This window comes from Burkholderiales bacterium, assembly GCA_015075645.1.
GTDB lineage: Bacteria > Pseudomonadota > Gammaproteobacteria > Burkholderiales > Casimicrobiaceae > VBCG01.
On record JABTUF010000003.1, the window covers coordinates 682,435 to 699,937 of the forward strand.

Below are 17,503 nucleotides of genomic sequence, written 5' to 3' on the forward strand. Positions count from 1 at the left end.
ACACCGGGGCGTCAGAGGGTGAAGGCGAGTTCGCGCACCAGCGCGCCGGGCACGCGCACCGACGACAACCGGCGTCCGTGGTAGGTCTCGGCGGACAGCGAGAGTTCGGACTCGCGGGTGAGCGCCTCGAGGTTCGCGCCCAGCATGCGGTAGATCGTGTCGTCGAAACGCAGCACGTCGACCGGCGCCACGATGCGCCCGTGCTCGACCCAGAAGGTCGCGAAGCGCGTCATGCCGGTGATGCGGCAGGCCGGGCGGTCCGAGTAGTTCGTGTACCAGAGGTTGCCGATCCACAGGCCGCGGTCGAGCGCGGCGAGCGCATCGGCCTGCGGAAGGTCGCCGCCGTCCATCGCGAGGGCCTCGGGCGACTCGTCGCCGTTCGCGCCATTGGCGTCGAGCGTGTACTCGCGGGCCGTGCGCGGCGAGGTGAGCGCGCCGACGAGTTCGCCGTCGCGCACCAGCGTCACCCGCGCCGGCCGCGCGAAGCCTTCCGCCTGGAATCCCGGGGCGACGCCGCCCGCGATGTCCTCGACGATCGACACGCGCGGATCGAGGCGCTCGCCGGCGCGCATGCGGGTGAGCGAACTCTGCCGCGTCTCGAGCGCGCGCGCGGAGAAGCCGCCCCAGCCCAGGATCGAGGCGATCTCCTCGACTGCCGAGGGCGCGAGGAACGCGCGATGGCGTCCCGGTTCGAGGACTTTCGACCCGCGCGCGACCAGCGCGAGCCGCTCGCGCGCCTCGCCCATGCGCCGCGCGAGTTGTGCGCGGTCCCAGGCGAAGCCGGCGTACGCGCTCTTCACCGCCTTGTCGGTGCGGTCGTACAGGCTCCAGTCGAGGTTGAACGTCGTCGCCGCGTGCCAGTTGCGCTGGCCCGCGTCGTTCGCGAGCCCGCGCCACACCGGACCGGCCGCGTAGATGCCGACGAGGTCGAGCCCTGCTGCCGCTTCGAGCGCCTCGTCGATCGCCGTCTCCGACGCCGGCAGCCCGCCGCCGCGCGTCGAGCGCGAGTCCGACACGCCTTCGGGCAGCAGCAGGTACGGATCCTCGCCGAGCGAAGGCAGCACCGCGCGCAATGCATCGATCGCCGCCGCGATCGCCGCGCGGTCCTCCGAGGGGTCGCCCGACATCGACATCGTGTGCGCCGCGTGCCGCTTCCCGCGCAGGAGCCGGATCGACAGCTCCTGCTGCATCACGCTGCCGGCCTGGCGGACCTTGCCGCGGTTGAGCCGCACGAAGTCGGTGGACTCGCCCGCGCAGGTCGCGATGAAGCGCTCGCCCGGAGCGAGCACGCCGCGGATCGCGTCGACCCAGCCGTCGAACCGGCGTTCGGCGCGTTCGACCGGGTCGCCGCCCATGTCAGGACTCCCCGCCGAAGACATCGACGCCGGTGAACACGCACGCCGGCGACGCGTGCCCGACCCAGATGATCTGCGACGGCTCGCCCTTGCCGCAGTAGGGGGTGCCGAGCACCTGCAGGGTCGAGGCGTCTCCGACCGCCGCGAGGCTCCGCCAGAACGTCGACGAGATGCCGCGGTAGTTCGGGTTCTTGACGACGCCCGCGAGCATGCCGTCCTCGATCAGCACGCCGCGCTCGCAGCCGAACTGGAACTTGTTGCGCGAGTCGTCGATCGACCACGACGCGTTGGTCTGCATGTAGACGCCGCGGCCGATGCGCGCGACGAGCGCCTCGAACGGTTCGCTCCCCGGTTCGAGGTTGAGGTTGGCCATCCGGTCGATCGGCGGGCGGTTCCAGTTGTCGGCGCGCGCGTTCGCCACGCCCGGCAGTCCGGCGCGCGCCTGCGAGATCGCGCCGCCGAGCGGCCGCTCGAGGATGCCGCGCCGGATCAGGAACGCGCGTTCGGCGCGCGTGCCCTCGTCGTCGTGGCCGTAGCTCGCGAGTTCCTCCGCCCGCGTCGGATCGAAGGTGACGTTCAGGTGCTCGGAGCCGTAGCGGTAGCTCCCGAACATGTCGGGCGTCACGAAGCTCGTCCCGGCGAAGTTGCGCTCGTCGCCGAGGATGCGGTCGAGTTCGAGCGGGTGGCCGATCGACTCGTGGATCTGCAGGATCATCTGGTCGGGCGCGAGCAGTACGTCCATCGTGCCCGACGGGCAGTTCGGCGCGAGCACGAGTTCGAGCGCCTCCTCGGCGATGCGGCGCCCGGCGCCGGCGTAGCCGAAGCGCGCGAGCACCTCCGGACCGCCCTGCTGGCAGATCCCGCGATAGCCGTGCAGCGTGCGCGTCTGGGTGTCGCCCTCCGCGTGCGCCGACGCGGCGAGCCCCGGCAGCACGAAGCGGTAGCGCTGCACGAGGTCGCCCCCTTCGCTCGTCACCAGCCGATGCGTCGCGTGCCGCACCTCGATGCTCGCGCTCCAGTCGACGATGCGCGGGTCGATCGCGGCCGCGGTCGACTCGGCCATCAGGAGGTCGTACCAGTCGGCGATCGCCGGTTCCGGCGCGTCGATCGACGGCGAGGCATAGGATCCGCCCGGAGCGGGACGCGGCAGCGGCCGGGTGTCGAACAGCGCGCGCGACGCGGTGGCCCGTGCCCAGGCCCGCGCGCGTTCGAGCGCCGCCTCGATGCCCGCGCGCGACAGGTCGGGCGTGGCCGCGTAGCCGTACCCGCCGTCCGCGTAGACCGTCGCCATCACGCCGCGCTCGTGCGCGCGTTCGAGCGGCAGCGGCACGTTCCTGCGGACGGTGCAGGTCGTCGCGACCTGGTCGACGAAGCGCAGCGACCAGTAGTCGGCGTCGATCGAGAGGCGGGGGAGGTCGAGCGGCATGGCGAAGTTCTGGGAAGGGAGAAGGGGAATAACTGGGAAGGGAGAAGAGGGAAGGGGGAAGGGTACAACGCCGACGCGCGCGGATCGGCAAGTACGTGCGGGGTCAAAGAACCTTCATGGGGGCAGGGACTCACGCATGGCGCCGACTCACCCTTCCCCCTTCTCCCTTCCCCCTTCCCGTCTTCCCCCTTCCCCGAGACGCGCCAGCGCCTCGCCCGTGACCCGCGCGATCCGCCAGTCCGGCAGGACCGTCGCGCCGAGACGCTGATAGAAGCCGATCGCGGGGGCGTTCCAGTCGAGCACCGACCACTCGAACCGCCCGCAGCCCCGCTCGACCGCGATCGCCGCGACCGCGCGCAGCAATCGCCCGCCGACCCCGGTGCCCCGGTGCCCGGGCCGGACGTACAGGTCCTCCAGCCACACGCCGCGCCGGGCGAGGAAGGTCGAGAAAGTTGTGAAAAACAAGGCGAATCCGACGATTTCCTCACCTGATACTGCAACCAGCACGTCGGCGGCCGGCCGCGGGCCGAACAGCGCGTCGGAAAGCTCGTCGACCGACCCGGTGCAAAGGTGCTCCAGCCGTTCGTAACGCGCGAGGTCGCCGATCAGGCCGTGGATCGTCCCGGCGTCCGATGGACGCGCGGCACGAATCACGATGGGGTCCATCGGCATCACGCCGCTTCCCCTTCGGTTCCTCTCCCTTGGGGGGCGACCGCCGAAAAATCAGCGGGTTGCGGGCCGGAGAGCGGCACGGTTGGCAGAATTGCAACATTTCACCGGCCGCAGTGTAGCAATCCCCCCGGTTTCGTTGCCCCGCCGTTTGACGGTCGAGTACAGTCAGGGCACGTGGCGCGTCATGGGCAGCTTGCCCGGGCGCGGCACTTCACAAAACTCTGGGGGTTTCCATGGCTTTTCAACGCAGAAAGGTTGCGGCCGCGCTCGCCTACCTCGCGAGCGTCGGTACGGTGGCGTCACTGCTGACCGCGGTGCCAGCCTACGCACAGGACATGCGGGTCGAAGTCACCGGTTCGTCGATCCGTCGGGTCGACGCGGAAGGATCGCTGCCGATCACCGTCGTCACGCGGGAGGAGATCAAGACGCTGGGCGTTACCTCGACCGAACAGCTCGTCGCGACGCTGCCGTTCGTCGACTCGCTCGGCGGTCTCAACATGGCGAGCGGCGCGGGCCTCTCGACCTACGGTCAATCGTCGGTGTCGCTGCGCGGCCTGGGCTCGACCCGGACGTTGGTGCTGGTGAACGGCCGGCGAATCGCCGGCTTCTCGGCTGACGACGGCTCGGTCAATGTCAACTCGATTCCGATCGCGGCGATCGAGCGCGTCGAAGTGCTGCGTGACGGCGCTTCCGCGGTCTACGGGTCGGACGCGATCGCCGGCGTGATCAACTTCATCCTGCGCAAGGACTACAAGGGCGTCGAGGTCGGCGGCCAGTACGGCCAGTCGACGCGCAGCGGCAGCGCGACCGGCTGGGATGCCTACATCATCGGCGGCTTCGGCGACCTCGCGAAGGACAAGTTCAACGTGACGGCGTCGCTCGCCTACGCCAAGCAGGACGCGCTGTTCGGCAAGGACCGCGACTTCGCATCCGTCGGCACGGTGCTGCCGTACTTCGTCAGCGGTGCGACCGGGCAGGGCAACATCGAAGGCGGATGGAACCTCGGCACCGGGTCGGTCGCGAACGGCAACTGGGTGCCGGGCACCCGCCAGCCGGGCTTCGGCACCTCCCCGGGATCCGGCTACGGCAACCCGCTCGCAGCGACCAACAACTGCGAAGCCGTCAACATGCGGCTCAACCCGACGAACACGTCGAAGGGCACGCCGTACTGCAACTACGACACCGCGCCGTTCGTCGGCCTGATCCCGGAGACCGAGCGCTGGAACGGCAGCGTCAACTTCACCTGGCAGATCACCAAGGACGTCCAGTTCTTCGCCGAGGGCATGTACTCGGAGCAGGAGAGCATCCAGACGATCCAGGGCTCGCCGGTCCGCTGGTCGTTCAACCAGACCAACAGCCTGTTCGACCAACTGGGCATCGACTCGGCGCTCGTCATCAAGCCGACCAACCCGAACTACCAGCTCGCGGCGGACTACCTGACCGCGCAGGGTTACGGCGCACTGGTCGGACAGCCGCTCGCCATCACCTCGCGCGTGCAGGACTTCGGCGGCCGGCAGACGACCGACAAGGCCGAACAGTGGCGCGCGCTCGCAGGCCTGCGCGGGACGTTCAGGAACCAGGACTGGGAACTCGCGTACTACCACAACGAGAACGAGGTCAAGGGCCAGACCACCGGCGGATACTTCTCGCTGTCCCAGTACGGGAACGTCATCAATTCGCGCGACGACTGGAATCCCTGGTCGCTGACGCAGACGCCCGAGTTCAACGCAGCGATCGCTTCGGCCAACTACCTCGGGCCGACGCTCAACGCGAAGAGCAAGAGCGACACGGTCGACGGCAAGATCACCGGCGAGGTCTACCAGTTGCCGGCCGGACCGCTCACCTACGCGCTGGGCTTCAACTGGGTCGACCAGTCGATCCAGCTCAACCCGGCGCCGGCGCAGTTCACCGGCGACATCGCGGGCTTGGGGGGCGCGACCGTCAACCTCGACCAGAGCCGCGACATTCTCGCGTTCTACGGTGAGTTGAACGTCCCGATCGTCCGCGGCTCGAAGGCGGGTGACCTCGAGGCGTCGCTCGCGATCCGCAACGACGACTACAGCGACTTCGGCAACACGACCAACTACTACGTGTCGGCCCGTTGGCAGCCGACCAAGTGGCTGCTCACGCGGGTCGCGTACGGCACCGGTTTCCGTGCCCCGACGCTCTCCGACCTGTACTACCCGGTGGTGCTGGGCTCGTCCGCGCAGTTCAACGACCCGGTGACGGGTGAATCCGACCTGCAGGTCAACGAGTACACCGGCGGCAACGCGGAGCTCCAGCCCGAGGAGTCGAAGCAGTGGTCGCTCGGCGTGGTGCTGCAGCCGGTCAAGCAGTTCTCGTTCGGCGTCGACTGGTTCCAGATCAAGCTCGAGGACATCATCGCCACACCGTCGACGCAGGAAGTGGTGTCGGGCAACGCGACCGGCAACCCGGCCTATGCCAACTCGGTGGTCCGCGATGCCGACGGCAACATCCTGACGGTGAACTCGCAGACGGTGAACACCGGCGACGCCACGGTCCAGGGCTACGACATCTCGATGACCTACCGCGACACGTTCAAGTGGGGCACGCCGAGCGTGAGCCTGCTCGGCACCTACATGCAGAAGTTCGACCAGATGAGCCCGGGCGGCGTCCTGTCGCACAAGGTCGGGACCATCGTCGACGGCGACTGCAACCCGGTGCTCGATTCGGATACCGGCGGCGTGATCCCGCGCTGGAAGCACCAGTTGCAGTTCGGCTACGAGTACGGCCAGTGGGCGGCGTTCCTGACGCAGAACTACTACCGCAGCTACCAGATGGGCTGCGATCTCGACGGCAACCACCGCGAGACCGGCAACCAGCAGATCTGGGACCTGCAGGTCGCGTGGACGGGCGTGAAGAACCTGCGCGTCGCGGCCGGCGTCAAGAATCTGTTCGACGAGGATCCGCCGATCTTCATCCCGGTGTCGAACCAGTTCCAGAGCGGCTACGACGCGGCGATGTACGACCCGCGCGCCCGGTTCTGGTACGTGCAGGCGAGCTACAAGTTCTGGTGATCGCGGTCCGTGCCCGGCGATCCCGGGCACCGGATCCGCCGGCAGCATCGGGGGCGCTTCGGCGCCCCCGTTCTTTTGGGCGGGCTTGTGGGTCGGGCTTCAGTAACCGACGGGGGGATGCAAACTGCCGTGGGTCGGGCTTCAGCCCGACGGTTTGGGCTTCAGCCCGACGGGGTCTGTGCCGATGCGATCGAAAAGCGGAAAGCGAAAAGCGTCGGCCTGAAGGCCGACCCACCAGGCCGACCCACAACCCCTCCGCTGTGGGTCGGGCTTCAGCCCGACGAGGTGCCGCATCCTCGCTGTGGGTCGGGCTTCAGCCCGACAGCCTGGGCGTCAGCCCGATGGGGTCGGTGCCGATGCGATCGAAATGCGGAAAGCGGAAAGCGTCGGCCTGAAGGCCGACCCACAGGGCCGACCCACAGGGCCGACCCACGGCAATCAGCGGACCAGCGGGAACGTGTTGGCGACTTCGTAGTGATAGGCCGCCTGGATCTTGTTCTCGATCTGAAGATAGCGGATCGCCTTGCGGCCGGGCAGCGCCTTCACCGACGCCGAGTACATCGACTTGCGGGCGCGCGTCTGGGCATCCTCGACCTCGGTGAGATCCTTCGCGAGCGCCTTCGCGTAGGTGTCGCTAACCGGGCGGCCCGACATCACGACATCCTCGAACAGCCGTGAATACTGCCGGTTGCTGGCGTCGAGCTTGCGCTGGTAGGCGTCGTACACCGGCCAGAACTTCTTCGCCTCGGCGTCGGTGAGCGCGAGCGCGGAAGCGACGTAGGCGCGCTTCGCCTCGGGCGTCTTCGTCTGTCCGACGAGCGCCTTCAAGTCGGCCGCGGGATCGGAGCCTTGCGCTCCGGCAGCAGGCGCGAATGCGAAGGCGAGCGAGAGCAGGGCGGCGGCGAGCGGGCGATACATGCGTGGTTTCCTCGGGAGGGTTGAGGACGCCCGGTGCGGCCGGCGTCGAGGGCGTCCTTTTACCACCAATTGCGCCTCCGGTCGTCGGTCCGATCGCCATTCCCGGCCGGCGAGCCGGCAATCCGAACCTTTGCTCTAATCCGGTGCTGGACTTTTCACCGGCTTGGAGGCACCATAGCGCGCCTTTTTGACGGCCCCGGGCCCCGCGAAGTTGCGGGGCCGATGCTTTGATGCACGGCCGGAGTCGCGCAGCGCGGTCGGACTGCGCGGGTGGACGGCCTGCCCGGGGACGGCAGAGTTCGAGTGAGGTCGACGACAGCACGATTCACCCTTCCGGAGACGCCCGGAGCCCGCCCGCCCACCAGCGGCCGGGACGAGCACCCCGATGGCGCGACCCGCGCCCCGCGGCGGCATCCCCGGTCCCTTCGATCCGAACGGAACCCCAGTCTGGAGACACCATGTTGAAGATCACCCGTTGGGCCGCCTTGGCCGTGGCCTTGCTCATGGGCGTGACGCCCGTGGCCCCCGTCGCGTTCGCGCAGACCCCGTCCGGAGCCCCCGCGGCGGCGCCCGCCGCGGATGCCGCCGCGCCCGCGCCTGCCGCCGCGCCGAAGGCCCCGGCCCGCGCCACCGAGGTGGTCGACAACCCCTATGGCCTCGAGACGCTCTGGCGCGCCTCCGACATGGTCACGAAGGCGACGCTCTTGATCCTCGTGCTGATGTCGATGGGCACCTGGTACATCATCATCACCAAGATCTACGAGCAGTCGCGCGTCATCCGCGCCGCGAAGAAGGCGGACAAGGAATTCTGGAACGCGCCGACGGTCAAGCAGGGGGCGGACCGCCTGAAGGGCGGCAGCCCGTTCCGCTTCATCGCCGAATCCGGCCTCGAAGCCTCCGAGAAGCACACCGGGATGCTCGAGGCGGTCAACATGAACGACTGGATCACCATGTCGATCCAGCGCGCGATCGAGAACGTGCAGAGCCGCATGCAGGACGGACTCGCGTTCCTCGCGACCGTGGGCTCGACCGCTCCGTTCATCGGCCTGTTCGGCACCGTGTGGGGCATCTACCACGCGCTGACCGCGATCGGCATCGCCGGCCAGGCGTCGATCGACAAGGTCGCCGGTCCGGTGGGCGAGGCGCTGATCATGACGGCGATCGGCCTCGCGGTCGCGGTGCCCGCGGTGCTCGGCTACAACTGGCTCATCCGCCGCAACAAGTCCGCGATGGAGCGGGTGCGCGCGTTCGGCGCGGACCTCCACGCGGTGCTGCTGTCGGCCCCGAAGCCCACGCACGCGCGGGGCTAGCGCCATGTCGATGAACGTCGGTTCGCCCGACGGGGAAGAAGACGAAGTCGTCTCGGCGATCAACACGACGCCGCTGGTCGACGTGATGCTGGTGCTCCTGATCATCTTCCTGATCACGATCCCGGTCGTCACCACGTCGATCCCCGTCCAGTTGCCGAAGGAGATCAACGAGGTCCGCGAGACCAAGCCCGAGAACATCACGCTCTCGGTCGACGTCGGCGGGCGCATCTACTGGAACGACCTGCGCATCGCGTCCACGCCCGCGCTGATCGAGCGGCTGAAGAAGGTCGCGGTGCTGAACCCGCAGCCCGAGGTCCAGATCCGCGGCGACGGCGGCGCGAACTACGACGCGGTCGGCCGCATCATCTACGCGGTCCAGCGCGCCGGCATCGCGAAGGTCGGTTTCATCACCGAGCCGCCCGCGCGCGGCGGCTGACCGGCGAGCGAGGAACCCACGATGGCCATGAACGTCGGCACGGGAAGCTCGGGCGACCCGGATGTCATGATCGACATCAACACCACGCCGCTGATCGACGTGATGCTGGTGCTGCTCGTGATGCTCATCATCACCCTTCCGATCCAGCTCCATTCGGTCAACCTGAACATGCCGGTCGGCACGCCGCCTCCGCAGCTCGTGAAGCCGGACGTGCTCAAGATCGACATCGACAAGGACAGCCGCATCTACTGGAACGGCGAGGTCCTGCCGGACCGCGCGACGCTCGAGCAGAAGCTCGCGGAGGCCGCGGCGCTCCCGGTGCAGCCGGAAGTCCACCTGCGTCCCGACAAGGGCTCGAAGTACGCGCAGACGGCCGCGGTGCTCGCCTCCGCCCAGCGTCTCGGTCTCACGAAGATCGGGATCATCGGCAGCGAGCAGTTCATCGAATAGCGAGGTCCGCGGGGCGCGATCCGCCCCGCGGACACGGAGTCACGCATGGACTACGCACGACGACAGAGGGATCCGGCCCGGCACGTGGTCGGCATCGCGTTCGTCATCCTGGTGCACGCGCTCGTGATCTATGCGCTCGTCACCGGACTCGCGCGGAAGGCGGTCGAGGTGATCAAGAAGCCGATCACGGCGACGATCATCGAGGAGATCAAGCCGCCGCCGCCGCCGCCCCCGCCGCCGCCGCCGAAGAAGATCATCGAGCAGCCGAAGGTCGAGGTGCCGGTGCAGCCGTACGTGCCGCCGCCGGACATTCCGCCGCCGGTCGTGCAGCAGGCGCCCACGATCACCGCGGTCGCGCCCGAGCCGCCGAAGCAGGAGTACGTGATCGCGCCGCCGCCGCCGCCGGTCGTCGCGCCGCCGCCGCCGGCTCCTCCACCGAAGCCGGCGATCCGCCGCGGCATCACGCGCATCTCGGGCGACGACCCCACCTATCCGCGCGAGGCGATCCGCGCGCAGGTCGCGAAGGGGCGCGTCGTGGCGCGGCTCCTGATCGACGAGAAGGGCAACGTCACCGAAGTGATCATCATGTCCTCCGATCCGCCGCGGGTGTTCGACCGTGCGGTCAAGTCCGCGCTCGAGGAATGGAAGTTCAAGGCCGAGGGCGAGAAGTACACCGGCGAAGTCGAGATCAACTTCACGTTGAAGGACTGAGCGGACGCGCCATGCGCGCATCGACGCGACGAAGGCCGCCTCCTGGCGGTCTTCGTCGTAGGTGCGTGTTCCACGGCGCTTCGAGGTTCTTGCGGGCCAAGCCTCAGCCTGACGGGATTCGCGGCATCGAAGAAAGATGCGTCCGACGGAAGTCGGACCTACGAGCAACCCGAGGCGCCCGAGGTTCTCGTAGGTCAGGCTTGAGCCTGACGCCTTTCGGGCCCGAGCGGAACGTACGGCTCGTCAGTCGCGCCGCAGGACGTACGCGGCGCCGCCCCAGGTGGCGACGCCGATCGCGAGGAGCGCGGCGGCGAGGTGCGGCAGCGAGACAGGCTGCGCGGCGAGGCGAAACATCTCCCGCGCGACGCCGGTGACGAGTTCGGGCATCGCGACCGCGACGCCCGCCGATGCGATGCCCCACAACGCCCACTCGGCCGGCCTGCGCCAGCGCGGGACCGTCGCCGGCGCCGGCAGCGCCGCCATGACACCCGCCGTGAATCCCGCATCGTCGATGTGCGCGGCGCGCGTTTCGATCGCGTCGTCGGCGAGCGCACGCTCCAGCCAATCGGCGGTTTCGGCGGAATCGGGCAGCGACGGGGCGTTCGCCGGGATCATGGGTTCGGCCTGCGCGGCCATCTATCGTTCGCTCCAGGAGGCGAGCGCCAACCTGAGCTTCTGCTTGGCGCGGTGCACGTGCGTCTTGACGGTGCCCACCGGACAGCCCAGGACGAACGCGGCTTCCTCGTGCGACAGATCGTTATGGTAGCACTGCACGATCGCGGCGCGTTCGGCCTCGCTGAGCACCGCGAGCGCGCGTTCCATGTCGATCTTGAGCGCGGCGTCGCGGGCATGGTCGTCGTTGCCTTCGCCCGGTTCCGCTGACGGATCATCGTCGTCGGCGACCTCCGCGTCGTTGTCGCCGAGCAGCGTTTCCTTGCGCTTGCGCGCGTCGGCGAGCCAGCAGTTGGTGGCGATCCGGTAGAGCCAGGTCGAGAAGCGGGCCTCCTGGCGGAACGACTCGAGGTTGCGCCACGCGAGGACGAAGGTTTCCTGCGCGAGGTCGTCGGCGAGCGCGTGGTTGCCCGCGGTGAGCCTTCGCAGGCAGGCCCGCACTGCGGACTGGTGGCGGCGGACCAGTTCGGCGAACGCGTGCCGGTCGTCACCGACGAGCGAGCGGGCGATGAGTTCGGCATCGGTCACCTGCGCGGGCGTACGCGGCGCGGGGCGAAGGCGTCACGCCGACGGCGGGGGCGACGGCGGCTCGCGGCGCACGGCCGTCATCTGCCGGTCCTCGAAGTACCAGAGGACGATGTAGGCGAGGCCCACGAACAGCAGGACGAGGCCGACGAAGTTCGGCGAACCGTCGTCGAGCATCGAGTAGAACGTGAACCCGAGGCCGACCGCGCCGACGATGACGCCCTTGCGCAGGTCCGACCACGCGGCCTTCTCGCGCACCGACTTGGCTCGCGCGTAGATCGGGGCGACCGACGGGCTCGCGGCCATCGGATCGGGCCGGCCGCCCTCGACCGCGTCGAACGCCTCGGTCGGCGGCACCACACCCTTCTCGGCCAGCCGGATCATCGTCTCGTTCAGCATCCGGGTCTTGCGCATCTTGTACCAGATGAACAGCGCGACGATGAGGATCGGCGTCAGGAACACGAGGAACGTCACCATGAACACGAGTCCCGCGATCCATGGGGCGCGCTCGACGAACTCCTCGAAGGAGTCGTATTCGCGGGTGCCGCCGGGGCCGTCCACGCGAATCTTGCCGTCGTCGCTGTCGATCACGATCGCGGCCTTGGACTTGTCCTTGCGCGGGCTCGCGGGCGGCGCCGCTTCGGTTGCCGCCGCGGGCGGCGCCTCGGTCGAGGAGTCCCTGGCCTCGCTGGCCGCGACGACGCTCTCGGGCGCGGCCGCACGGACGGCGGGGATCGCCGCGTCGACGATCACGGCGATCATCTCGTGCGGCGCCTCCGACCCTCCGGGGGGCGACGTCGAGAGCCCCGTCGCCACGACTGCGCCCAGCAGGGCGGCCGCAGCGAGAACCCGGTTCCGATGGCGGACGAGGAAGGTGGCGAACACGGGCATGGACGGGACGCTCCCGGACAAGGATACCGGTTGGATGCGGCCTGCGGCGGATCCGGATTCGGGCGGACCGAGCGGAATGTCGGGCGCCGGGGAGGACCGGGCGCGAATAGGGGGGTGCTATCATCGGCCGGCCCGCCCGGACCGGCGTCCAGACTGCGCATCCGGCGCCGCGCGGGACGCCCGATGGCCCCGCCGCGCGACCCCCCGTCGTCCGCCTGCCGACGACCCCGACTCCACGCCGTCCTGGCCGGGCTCGCGCTCGCCGCCGTCCTCCTCGCCGGAGCCCCGGCCACCGCCGCGGACGAGCCGGTCACGCTCAATTTCACCAACGCGGACATCGAAGCGGTCGTCAAGGCGGTCGCCGAGATCACCGGCAAGAGCTTCATCGTCGACCCGCGGGTCAAGGGGACGGTGACGATCGTCTCGGCGCGGCCGATCCCGCGCGCGCTCGTCTACCCGACGCTGATGTCCGCGCTGCGCATGCAGGGCATCACCGCGGTCGAGAGCGACAACGTCGTGCGGATCGTGCCCGAGACCGAGGCGCGCCTGCAGGCGGGACCGGTCGGCAGCGGCGCTGTCACCGCGTCCGGCGACCGGCTCGTCACGCAGGTGATTCCGCTGCGCTACGAATCCGCGGCGCAACTCGTCAACGTGCTGCGCCCGCTGATCGTGCCCGCGAACACCATCGCGGCGTTTCCGGGCAGCAACGCGCTCGTCATCACCGACTACGCCGACAACCTGAAGCGGCTCGAGAAGGTGATCGCCTCGCTCGACCAGCCGCCGGGCAGCGAGCCGATGGTCGTCCCGCTGCGGCACGCCTCGGCGATCGACCTCGTGCCGACGCTGCAGCGGCTGCTCACCGAACCGGGCACCGGAAGCACGCCCGGCGACGCGCTGCAGCGGGTGACGGTCGTCGCGGATCCGCGTTCGAACGCGGTGCTGGTCCGCGGCGAGAACCCCGGGCGGGTCGCGCGGGTCCGCCAGTTGATCGAGCAACTCGACACGCCGGGCCGCGCCGGCGGCAACATGTTCATCGTGTATCTCAAGAACGCCGAGGCCGCGCGCGTCGTGCAGACGCTGCGCGCGCTCCTGACCGGGCAGGAGTCGGGCAGCACGAACACCGGGCCGTCGTCGACGCAGCCGCCATCGTCCACCGGTTCCGCGATGTCGTCGACGTCGGTCGCGTCGCAGACGCCGTTGCCGTTCTCGCCGCCGCCCGCGGCATCGAGCTTCACCGCCGGCGGCGCGACGATCTCCGCCGACTCGACCAACAACGCGCTGGTGATCCTCGCGCCCGAGCCGGTCTACAACAACCTGCGCGCGGTGATCGAGAAGCTCGACGTGCGCCGCGCCCAGGTCTACGTCGAGGCGCTGATCGTCGAGGTGTCCGCCGACAAGGCGGCCGAGTTCGGCATCCAGTGGCAGGTGCTGAACGGCGTCAACAGCACGCAGACGCGCGTGGTGGGCGGCACCAACTTCACGCCGCGCGGGCAGGGCGGCAACATCATCGACATCGCCGCGAATCTCGGCGCGGCCGGGCAGGGCCTGAACCTCGGCGTGATCCGCGGGACGATCAACATCCCGGGCCTCGGCGTGATCCAGAACCTCGGGTTCCTCGCGCGCGCGCTCGAGACGCAGATCAACGCGAACATCCTGTCGACGCCGACGCTCCTCACGCTCGACAACGAGGAGGCGCGCATCGTCGTGGGCCAGAACGTGCCGTTCGTCACCGGCCAGTACGCGCAGACCGGGTCGACGACGACGGTCACGCCGTTCCAGACCATCGAGCGGCGCGATGTGGGCCTCGTGCTGCGCGTGAAGCCGCAGATCACCGAGGGCGGGACGGTGCGCCTCGTGCTCTACCAGGAGGTCTCGCGCATCCAGGACGCGACCAACGCGACCGGCATCATCCTGTCGAAGCGCTCGCTCGAGTCCTCGGTCGTCGTCGACGATTCGCAGATCGTCGTGCTGGGCGGGCTGATCGAGGATCGCCTGACCGACGGCACCGACAAGGTGCCGATCGCGGGCGACGTGCCGGTGGTCGGGCAGCTCTTCCGCTACGACGCGCGCCGGCGCGAGAAGACCAACCTGATGATCTTCTTGAAGCCGACCATCGTGCGCAGCGGCGCCGACGGCCGCGAGTTCACCTCGGAGCGCTACCGCTACCTGCAGAGCGAGCAGCAGCGCATCGACCCCGGCCCGCGGGCGTTCTGGAACGACCCGCTGACGCCCGCGCTGCCGCCGGAGGGCAAGATGCCGGGCGAGCCCGGCGGTTCGACCCCGGGGCCGCCGTCGCCGCCGCCGCCGATCATGCCGTGGACGCAGCCGGCGCCGGAGCCGCCGTTCCGGCGGCCGGACGACCCGCCGAAGTAGCGACGCGAGCGAGCGACGCGGTGGCTGCGCGCGAGTCAGCGTCCCCGGGCATCCCCTACGCGTTCGCGCGCGCGCACGGCGTGCTCGCATCCGGCGAGGAGGCGGGCGCGATCGTCGTGCTGCTGCGCCCGGACGCGACGGCCGAGGGCATCGCCGAACTGCGGCGCGTGCTGAAGCGGCCGGTGCGCACGCGCGCGGTGGACGCCGAGCGCTTCGCGCTGGAACTCGCGCGCGCCTACGATCCCGGCACCGCGCCGTCGGCGGCGCTCGCGGTCGATGCTGCGCGCGACGCCGACCTCGCGCGCCTACTGCAGGAGCTGCCGCCGGCCGAGGACCTGCTCGACGGCGGCGACGCGCAGGCGCCGGTGATCCGCATGATCAACGCGCTGCTGCTGCAGGCGGTGCGCGAGCGCGCGTCCGACCTCCACTTCGAGCCCTACGACGCGCGCGCGGTCGTGCGTTTCCGCGTCGACGGCGTGCTGTCCGACGTGCTCGAGCCGCCGCGCGCGCTGCACGCGGCGATCGTCTCGCGCCTCAAGATCATGGCGAACCTCGACATCGCCGAGAAGCGGCTGCCGCAGGACGGGCGCATCGCGCTGAAGCTCGGCGACCGGGCGGTCGACGTGCGCGTCTCGACGCTGCCGACCGGGCCGGGCGAGCGCGTCGTGCTGCGTCTCCTCGACCAGGACGCGGCGCGCCTCGACCTCGCGTCGCTCGGCATGGCCGGCGACACGCTCGCCTCCGTCGACCGGATGATCCGCGAGCCGCACGGCATCCTCCTCGTCACCGGGCCGACCGGCTCGGGCAAGACGACGACGCTCTACGCCGCGCTCTCGCGCCTGCCGCGCGGCGCGGTCAACATGATGACGGTCGAGGATCCGATCGAGTACGCGCTCGACGGCGTCGCGCAGACGCAGGTCAACGCGCGCGTGGACCTCACGTTCGCGCGCGCGCTCCGGGCGATCCTGCGGCAGGACCCCGACGTCGTGATGATCGGCGAGATCCGCGACCTCGAGACCGCGCAGATCGCGGTCCAGGCGTCGCTGACCGGCCACCTCGTGCTCGCGACGCTGCACACGAACGACGCGGCGAGCGCGGTGACGCGGCTCGCCGACATGGGCGTCGAGCCCTACCTGCTGTCGTCGTCGCTCGTAGGCGTGCTCGCGCAGCGGCTCGTGCGCACGCTGTGCCCGGAATGCCGGCGCGCGGCGCCGCCGACCGACTCGGAGCGCGCGACGCTCGCGACGCTGGGTGTCGCCGCAACTGCGGTGCTGCACCACGCGGTCGGCTGCGCGGCGTGCAAGGGCACCGGCTACCGCGGCCGCACCGGCATCTACGAGCTGATCGAGATCGACGAGACGATGCGCCGGCTCATCCACGATGGCGCGGGCGAGCCGGCGTTGCGCGAAGCGGCGCGGAGACGGCAACAGAAGAGCCTGCGGGCGGACGGTGGGCGCTGGCTCGCCGAAGGAACGACCTCGCTCGCCGAACTCGTGCGCGTCACGCGCGACGATTGATGGGCGCCCGGCCGGCATTCCGCTGGGAGGCGGTCGATGCGGCCGGACGCGCCCGGCGCGGCGTCGGCGAGGCGGAGAACGCCCGCAGCCTGCGCGACCGGCTCCGCGCCGAGGGCCTCACGCCGACCGCCGTCGAGCCCGCCGCTGCCGCTGGCTCCACGTCGATTCGCCTGTCGTCGCGCGAGGTGGCGCTCGCGACGCGCCAGCTCGCGACCCTCACGCAGGCCGGCATGACGCTCGACGGCGCGATCGGCGCGGCGGCGGCGCAGGCCGACGATCCACGAACCGCGTCGCTCCTGACCGCGCTGCGCTCGCAGGTCGCCGGCGGCGAGTCGCTCCCGGTGGCGCTCGGCCGCTATCCGCGAACCTTCGGAACGCTCTACCGAGGACTCATCGGCGCCGCGAGCGAGAGCGGCCGTCTCGCCGAGGTTCTGGGGCGCCTCGCCGACTACCTCGAAGCGCGCATCGCCCTGCGCGAGCGCTTCACCACCGCGCTCATCTATCCGGTGCTGGTCGCGATCGTGGCGCTCGCGGTCATCGCGGTGCTGCTCGTCTACGTCGTGCCGCAGGTCGTGTCGGTCTACCAGCAGAGCCGCCAGGCGCTGCCCTGGCTCACGCAGGCACTGATCGCCGTCTCCGCGTTCTTCCGGGCGACCGCGTGGCTGTGGATCGGATTCGCCGCAATGGCCGCGATCGCGTTCACGCTCGCGATGCGCCGGGACGCGTTTCGCGCATCGGTCCACCGGAGCCTCCTCGCGACGCCGGGCGTCGGCCGGCTCGCCCGCAGCCTCGACACCGCGCGCTTCGCCTCCACGCTCGCGATCCTCGTCGCGAGCGGGACGCCGCTCCTGCGCGCGCTCGACGCCGCGACCGGCGTCATCCGCCTGCGGCCGATCGCCGACGCCGCCCGCAGCGCCGCGGCGGGCGTGCGCGAGGGGATGCCGCTCGCGCGCGCGCTCGCGGCGACGCGCGAGTTCCCGCCGGTCCTCGTGCATCTCACCGCGAGCGGCGAGGGTGGCGGCCGCCTCGCCGCGATGCTCGAGCGCGCGGCGGCCGATCTCGAACGCGAGGCCGAGCGCCGGCTCGCGTGGATCGCGGCGCTGGTGCAGCCGCTGATGATCGTCGTGATGGGCGCGATCGTGCTCGTGCTCGTGCTCGCGATCATGCTGCCGATCGTGTCGATGAACCAGCTGATCCGGTGACGCGCCT

Annotated in this window: 15 protein-coding genes; 8 read left to right on the forward strand and 7 right to left on the reverse strand. The window is 70.3% G+C overall.

What is annotated here, in order from left to right; translation table 11 throughout:
* Positions 1 to 11: 11 nt before the first annotated feature.
* From HS109_10180 to HS109_10190, 3 genes are all read right to left on the reverse strand, one after another.
* Positions 12 to 1,355: a TldE/PmbA family protein gene (locus tag HS109_10180; GenBank protein MBE7522737.1), complete on the reverse strand. Its 1,344-nt coding sequence runs from the start codon at positions 1,353 to 1,355 to the stop codon at positions 12 to 14.
* A 1-nt stretch (position 1,356) separates the two neighbouring features.
* A complete protein-coding gene (locus HS109_10185) occupies positions 1,357 to 2,781 on the reverse strand; it encodes a TldD/PmbA family protein (GenBank protein MBE7522738.1) in 1,425 nt (474 codons plus the stop codon).
* A gap of 147 nt (positions 2,782 to 2,928) precedes the next feature.
* Positions 2,929 to 3,447 carry a GNAT family N-acetyltransferase gene (locus tag HS109_10190; GenBank protein MBE7522739.1) on the reverse strand — a complete coding sequence of 173 codons (519 nt, stop codon included), beginning with the start codon at positions 3,445 to 3,447 and terminating at the stop codon, positions 2,929 to 2,931.
* Between the two features lie 239 nt (positions 3,448 to 3,686).
* Between HS109_10190 and HS109_10195 the strand changes: the two genes are divergently transcribed.
* Positions 3,687 to 6,491, forward strand: a complete 2,805-nt coding sequence (locus HS109_10195) for a TonB-dependent receptor (protein ID MBE7522740.1) — start codon at positions 3,687 to 3,689, stop codon at positions 6,489 to 6,491.
* Between the two features lie 438 nt (positions 6,492 to 6,929).
* Here HS109_10195 and HS109_10200 read toward each other — a convergent pair whose 3' ends face one another.
* Entirely contained in the window at positions 6,930 to 7,409 is a 480-nt protein-coding gene (locus HS109_10200) for a hypothetical protein (protein ID MBE7522741.1), read from the reverse strand.
* A gap of 458 nt (positions 7,410 to 7,867) precedes the next feature.
* Between HS109_10200 and HS109_10205 the strand changes: the two genes are divergently transcribed.
* From HS109_10205 to HS109_10220, 4 genes are read left to right on the forward strand one after another with little or no spacing between them, the layout of a single operon-like run.
* On the forward strand, positions 7,868 to 8,719 hold the full coding sequence (locus HS109_10205; GenBank protein MBE7522742.1) for a MotA/TolQ/ExbB proton channel family protein: 852 nt from the start codon (positions 7,868 to 7,870) through the stop codon (positions 8,717 to 8,719).
* A 4-nt stretch (positions 8,720 to 8,723) separates the two neighbouring features.
* On the forward strand, positions 8,724 to 9,155 hold the full coding sequence (locus tag HS109_10210) for a biopolymer transporter ExbD (protein MBE7522743.1): 432 nt from the start codon (positions 8,724 to 8,726) through the stop codon (positions 9,153 to 9,155).
* Positions 9,156 to 9,176: 21 nt separating this feature from the next.
* A complete protein-coding gene (locus HS109_10215) occupies positions 9,177 to 9,605 on the forward strand; it encodes a biopolymer transporter ExbD (protein MBE7522744.1) in 429 nt (142 codons plus the stop codon).
* 45 nt (positions 9,606 to 9,650) lie between these two features.
* Positions 9,651 to 10,316 carry a TonB family protein gene (locus HS109_10220; GenBank protein ID MBE7522745.1) on the forward strand — a complete coding sequence of 222 codons (666 nt, stop codon included), beginning with the start codon at positions 9,651 to 9,653 and terminating at the stop codon, positions 10,314 to 10,316.
* Between the two features lie 243 nt (positions 10,317 to 10,559).
* On the opposite strand, the gene HS109_10225 is transcribed toward HS109_10220, so the two are convergent.
* From HS109_10225 to HS109_10235, 3 genes are read right to left on the reverse strand one after another with little or no spacing between them, the layout of a single operon-like run.
* The gene (locus HS109_10225; protein ID MBE7522746.1) at positions 10,560 to 10,952 is read right to left on the reverse strand and encodes a hypothetical protein; all 393 of its coding nucleotides are present in this window, start codon (positions 10,950 to 10,952) and stop codon (positions 10,560 to 10,562) included.
* On the reverse strand, positions 10,953 to 11,516 hold the full coding sequence (locus tag HS109_10230) for a sigma-70 family RNA polymerase sigma factor (GenBank protein ID MBE7522747.1): 564 nt from the start codon (positions 11,514 to 11,516) through the stop codon (positions 10,953 to 10,955).
* A gap of 33 nt (positions 11,517 to 11,549) precedes the next feature.
* The gene (locus HS109_10235; GenBank protein ID MBE7522748.1) at positions 11,550 to 12,404 is read right to left on the reverse strand and encodes a hypothetical protein; all 855 of its coding nucleotides are present in this window, start codon (positions 12,402 to 12,404) and stop codon (positions 11,550 to 11,552) included.
* Between the two features lie 183 nt (positions 12,405 to 12,587).
* Here HS109_10235 and gspD point away from each other — a divergent pair, with 183 nt between their 5' ends.
* Genes gspD through gspF form a run of 3 tightly spaced genes read left to right on the forward strand, consistent with a single transcriptional unit; the run spans position 12,588 to position 17,496 of the window.
* Positions 12,588 to 14,777 (forward strand): type II secretion system secretin GspD, encoded by a 2,190-nt coding sequence (gene gspD / locus HS109_10240; protein ID MBE7522749.1) that lies wholly within the window; start codon positions 12,588 to 12,590, stop codon positions 14,775 to 14,777.
* Positions 14,720 to 16,294: a type II secretion system ATPase GspE gene (gene gspE, locus HS109_10245; protein ID MBE7522750.1), complete on the forward strand. Its 1,575-nt coding sequence runs from the start codon at positions 14,720 to 14,722 to the stop codon at positions 16,292 to 16,294. Before gspD ends, gspE begins: the two co-directional genes overlap by 58 nt.
* Entirely contained in the window at positions 16,294 to 17,496 is a 1,203-nt protein-coding gene (gene gspF / locus HS109_10250) for a type II secretion system inner membrane protein GspF (GenBank protein ID MBE7522751.1), read from the forward strand. The genes gspE and gspF overlap by 1 nt, the downstream gene beginning before the upstream one ends.
* Positions 17,497 to 17,503: the final 7 nt, after the last annotated feature.

Coding starts and splice junctions, on each gene's coding strand:
- HS109_10225 (MBE7522746.1), bottom strand. CDS start 10,952: ATGGCCGCGCAGGCCGAACCCATGATCCCGGCGAACGCCCCGTCGCTG.
- HS109_10185 (MBE7522738.1), bottom strand. CDS start 2,781: ATGCCGCTCGACCTCCCCCGCCTCTCGATCGACGCCGACTACTGGTCG.
- HS109_10205 (MBE7522742.1), top strand. CDS start 7,868: ATGTTGAAGATCACCCGTTGGGCCGCCTTGGCCGTGGCCTTGCTCATG.
- HS109_10180 (MBE7522737.1), bottom strand. CDS start 1,355: ATGGGCGGCGACCCGGTCGAACGCGCCGAACGCCGGTTCGACGGCTGG.
- HS109_10235 (MBE7522748.1), bottom strand. CDS start 12,404: ATGCCCGTGTTCGCCACCTTCCTCGTCCGCCATCGGAACCGGGTTCTC.
- gspD (MBE7522749.1), top strand. CDS start 12,588: ATGGCCCCGCCGCGCGACCCCCCGTCGTCCGCCTGCCGACGACCCCGA.
- HS109_10215 (MBE7522744.1), top strand. CDS start 9,177: ATGGCCATGAACGTCGGCACGGGAAGCTCGGGCGACCCGGATGTCATG.
- HS109_10210 (MBE7522743.1), top strand. CDS start 8,724: ATGTCGATGAACGTCGGTTCGCCCGACGGGGAAGAAGACGAAGTCGTC.
- HS109_10195 (MBE7522740.1), top strand. CDS start 3,687: ATGGCTTTTCAACGCAGAAAGGTTGCGGCCGCGCTCGCCTACCTCGCG.
- HS109_10200 (MBE7522741.1), bottom strand. CDS start 7,409: ATGTATCGCCCGCTCGCCGCCGCCCTGCTCTCGCTCGCCTTCGCATTC.
- HS109_10190 (MBE7522739.1), bottom strand. CDS start 3,447: ATGGACCCCATCGTGATTCGTGCCGCGCGTCCATCGGACGCCGGGACG.
- gspF (MBE7522751.1), top strand. CDS start 16,294: ATGGGCGCCCGGCCGGCATTCCGCTGGGAGGCGGTCGATGCGGCCGGA.
- HS109_10220 (MBE7522745.1), top strand. CDS start 9,651: ATGGACTACGCACGACGACAGAGGGATCCGGCCCGGCACGTGGTCGGC.